At 73.2% G+C, this 4,139-nt stretch carries 1 protein-coding gene; it reads left to right on the top strand.

Features of this window, described 5'->3' with window-relative positions; all coding sequences use genetic code 11:
• A partial coding sequence (locus ACZ4FV_RS51725) for a type I polyketide synthase (RefSeq protein ID WP_465328379.1) occupies positions 1–4,139 on the top strand: 4,139 nt, incomplete at both ends.

The raw sequence follows: 4,139 nt of genomic DNA, 5'->3' as shown, positions 1-4,139 counted from the left end.
CACTCGCCACCGTCCACACCCACACCACCACCGACTGGACGCGCTTCTATCCCACCACCCCACCCACCCACCTCGACCTCCCCACCTACCCCTTCGAGCACAAGCGTTACTGGCTGGAGACGCCCGACAGCGCGGGAGACGCGGCCGCGGCCGGACAGGCGGCGATCGAACACCCGCTGCTCGGCGCGGCGGTGGAACTGGCGGGGACGGATGTCACCGTGCTGACCGGCCGGTTGTCGTTGCAAACGCATGGCTGGCTGGTCGACCACGCGGTCTCCGACACCGTTCTGCTGCCCGGCACGGCCTTCGTCGAGTTGGCGCTTCGCGCGGGTGACGAGGTGGGCGGCGACCACCTCGAGGAACTCACCTTGCAGGCGCCGCTCGTCCTGTCCGCGACCGGCGGCGTGCAACTGCGGGTGGAAGTGGGTGAGCCCGACGACGCCGGACGGCGTTCGGTGAACATCTACTCCCGACCCGACGGCGAGCGCACGGGTGTGCTCTGGACCTGCCACGCCACGGGCGTGCTCGCCCTCGGCGGTCCGGCGGCATCCTCGTGGGATCCCCGGGAGTGGCCGCCGGCCGAGGCGGTGTCGGTGGATATCGACGAGCTGTACCCGGCACTGGCCGCCCTCGGCTATCAGTACGGCCCCGCGTTCCAGGGGTTGCGGGCGGTGTGGAGGCGGGGCGAGGAGGTGTACGCCGAGGTCGTGCTGCCGGAGGAGCGGCACGCCGAAGCGGATGTCTTCGGTATCCACCCCGCGCTGCTGGACGCGGCGCTGCACGCCGGGATCATCCCCCACCCGGAGCCCGGACGGGAACCGGAGCCGCCGAGGCTGCCGTTCGTGTGGTCCGACGTGCGCCTGCACGCGACCGGCGCCAGGCATGTGCGGGTGCGACTGGCTTCGACGGGCCACGACGCCCTCGTGGTGGAGGTCGCCGACACCGAAGGAGTGCCGGTCGCGTCGGTCGGTTCACTGGCGATGCGTCCGGTCGATCCCGGGAAACCGGTCGGGGCGCGGGACGGGCACCACGATGCGTTGTTCCGGATGGCATGGGTGAGCAGGGCGGTGCCGGAGGCCGAGGGGACCCCGGTCGACTCGTGGGTCCTGGTGGGCGACGACGGACTCGGCCTCGACGCCGTTCCGGGCGCCGCACGGGTGCGGCGGTACGCGGACCTGTCCGTGCTCGGCGGCGAGTTCGACGACCCGGCCACCGCCACCTCCCGGCCCGAACTCGTGCTGGCCTGCCACCTGCCCGCCGAGGACGCCGGTTCCGTCGAGGAGGCCGGCTTCGGTGGTCCCGCAGCCGTTCGCACCGCACTGCTCAAGGCGCTGGCGCTGGCGCAATCGTGGCTCGCCGACGAGCGTTTCGCCGACACCCGGCTGGCGGTGGTCACCCGCGGTGCGGTGGCGGCCGGCGACGCGGAGCGGCTCGATCTGGCCTCCGCGCCGGTGTGGGGCCTGCTGCGCACCGCGCAGACGGAGAACCCGGACCGTTTCGTGCTCGTCGACATCGACGAGGACGAGCGTTCCCTCCGAAACCTGCCCGCCGCGCTCGCCTGTGGCGAGCCGCAGTTCGCGCTGCGCGGGGGAGAGGTCCTGGTGCCGAGGCTCGTCCGGGCCGCGGTCGCGGCCGATGGCGCGCCGACACCCCCGCGCGAGCAGTGGGACCCGGAGGGCACGGTCCTGATCACCGGCGGCACCGGCACACTGGGCGAGCTGCTCGCCCGGCACCTGGTGACCGAACACGGGGCAAGGCGGCTGCTGTTGGTCAGCCGCCGAGGGCCCGGGGCCGAGGGCGCCGGGGAATTGGTCGAGCGGCTGGCCGGACTCGGGGCCGCGGCCACGGCTGTGGCATGCGACGTCGCCGACCCCGAGGCGCTGTCCGCCCTGCTGGACGCGATACCGGCCGAACACCCGCTGACCGCGGTCGTGCACGCGGCGGGTGTGCTGGACGACGGCCTGATTTCCGCACTGACACCCGAGCGGCTGGACGCGGTGCTACGGCCCAAGGCGGACGCGGCATGGCACCTGCACCGGCTCACCCGGGACCGGGAGCCGGTGGCGTTCATCCTTTTTTCCTCGGTGATGGCCGCGCTAGGCGGCGCGGGGCAGGGCAACTACGCGGCGGCGAACGCCTACCTCGACGCGCTTGCCGCGCACCGCCGGGCCCAGGGGCTTCCGGCCACGTCGTTGGCCTGGGGCTTCTGGGATCAGCGCAGTGACATGACGGGGAACCTGGACCACGCGGACCTGGCCCGGCTCGCCCGGCTCGGCCTGGCGCCCCTGCGGTCGGAGGAGGGGCTCACCCTGTTCGACGCGGCCGTCGCCCTCGACGAGCCGACGCTCGTCCCCGCGCGGCTGGACATCACACAGCTCGCTCAGGGTGGGAACGAGGCGCTGCCCGCGGTGCTTTCCGCGCTGGTGCGTCCCCGTGCCGCCCGGCGCACCGCCGCGGCGGGTCCGGTGGGCGGCGCCGCGGGCGAGCAACGGTACGCCGGGATGTCCGCGGCCGACGCCGAGCGCGAACTCGTGGAACTGGTGCGCGCCCACGCCGCGACCGTGGTGGGGCACGCGACACCGGAATCGGTCCGGCCGGACGGCAAGTTCAAGGACACCGGCTTCGACTCGCTGTCCGCTGTGGAACTGCGCAACCGCCTGACCGCCGCCCTCGGTCTGCGCCTGTCGGCGACGGCGGTCTTCGACCACCCGACGCCGGTCGCACTGGCCCGACACCTGCGCGACAAACTGCTCGGCGCGGCGCCCGCCGCCGAACCCGCGGTCGCGGTCGTCGCGTCGGTCGAACCGGTGGCCATCGTGGGCATGGGATGCCGGCTTCCCGGGGGCGTCGGATCCCCCGAGGAACTGTGGGAGTTGGTCGCCTCCGGCCGCGAGGGGATCTCGGGGCTCCCGACGGACCGCGGCTGGGACGTCGACGGGCTGTACGACTCCGATCCCGACCGGCCGGGCAAGACCTATGCCCGCGAGGGCGGCTTCCTCCACGGCGCGGCCGAGTTCGACGCGGGCTTCTTCGGTATCGCGCCACGCGAGGCGCTGGCCATGGACCCGCAACAACGGCTGCTCCTGGAAACCGCCTGGGAGGCGTTCGAGCACGCGGGCATCCGCCCGGAGTCGGTGCACGGCAGCCGGACGGGTGTGTACATCGGCGCGTTGGGCCAGGAGTACGGCTCGCCGCTGCACGAGGCCCCGGAGGGGACGGACGGCCTGCTGGCGACCGGTACGACGAACAGCGTGATCTCCGGCCGGCTGGCCTACGTCCTCGGGCTGGAAGGCCCGGCGATCACCACCGACACGGCGTGCTCGTCGTCCCTGGTGGCGCTGCACCAGGCGGCGTACGCGTTGCGCCAAGGGGAGTGCACCCTCGCGGTGGCGGGCGGCGTGACGGTGCTGACCGCACCGGGGCTGTTGACCGAGTTCAGCAGGCAGCGAGGGCTGGCACCCGACGCCCGGATCAAGGCGTTCGCGGCCTCCGCCGACGGCACGGCCTGGGGTGAGGGCGTCGGCGTCGTCATCCTGGAGCGGCTCTCCGACGCACGGCGCAACGGGCACCGCGTCCTCGCCGTCATCCGCGGCTCGGCCGTCAACCAGGACGGTGCGAGCAACGGCCTCACCGCCCCCAACGGACCATCGCAGGAGCGTGTCATCCGGCAGGCGCTGGCCAACTCCGGGGTTCGGGCCGACGAGGTCGATGCGGTCGAGGCGCACGGTACGGGCACCGCGCTGGGCGATCCGATCGAGGCGCAGGCGTTGTTGGCGACCTACGGTCAAGAGCGGCCGGAGGATCGGCCGTTGTGGTTGGGTTCGCTGAAGTCGAACATCGGCCACACGGTGGCCACCGCCGGCGTCGCCGGTGTGATCAAGATGGTGATGGCCCTGCGGCACGGGGTGCTACCCCGCACGTTGAATGTGGACGAGCCGACCCCGCACGTCGACTGGACGGCGGGCGCGGTGGAATTGCTGACCGAGGCGCGGGCTTGGCCGGAGACGGGTCGTCCACGCCGCGCCGGGGTCTCCTCCTTCTCGATCAGTGGGACGAACGCGCATGTGATCGTGGAGCAGGCTCCTGAGGGTGGGGGTGTGGTCGGGCGGGGTGTGTCGGGGCCGGTGGTGGTGGCGGAC

This window comes from Embleya sp. NPDC025285, from assembly GCF_055558835.1.
Note: the sequence above shows the minus strand (reverse complement) of the source record. Positions and strands in the feature narration are given on the sequence as shown.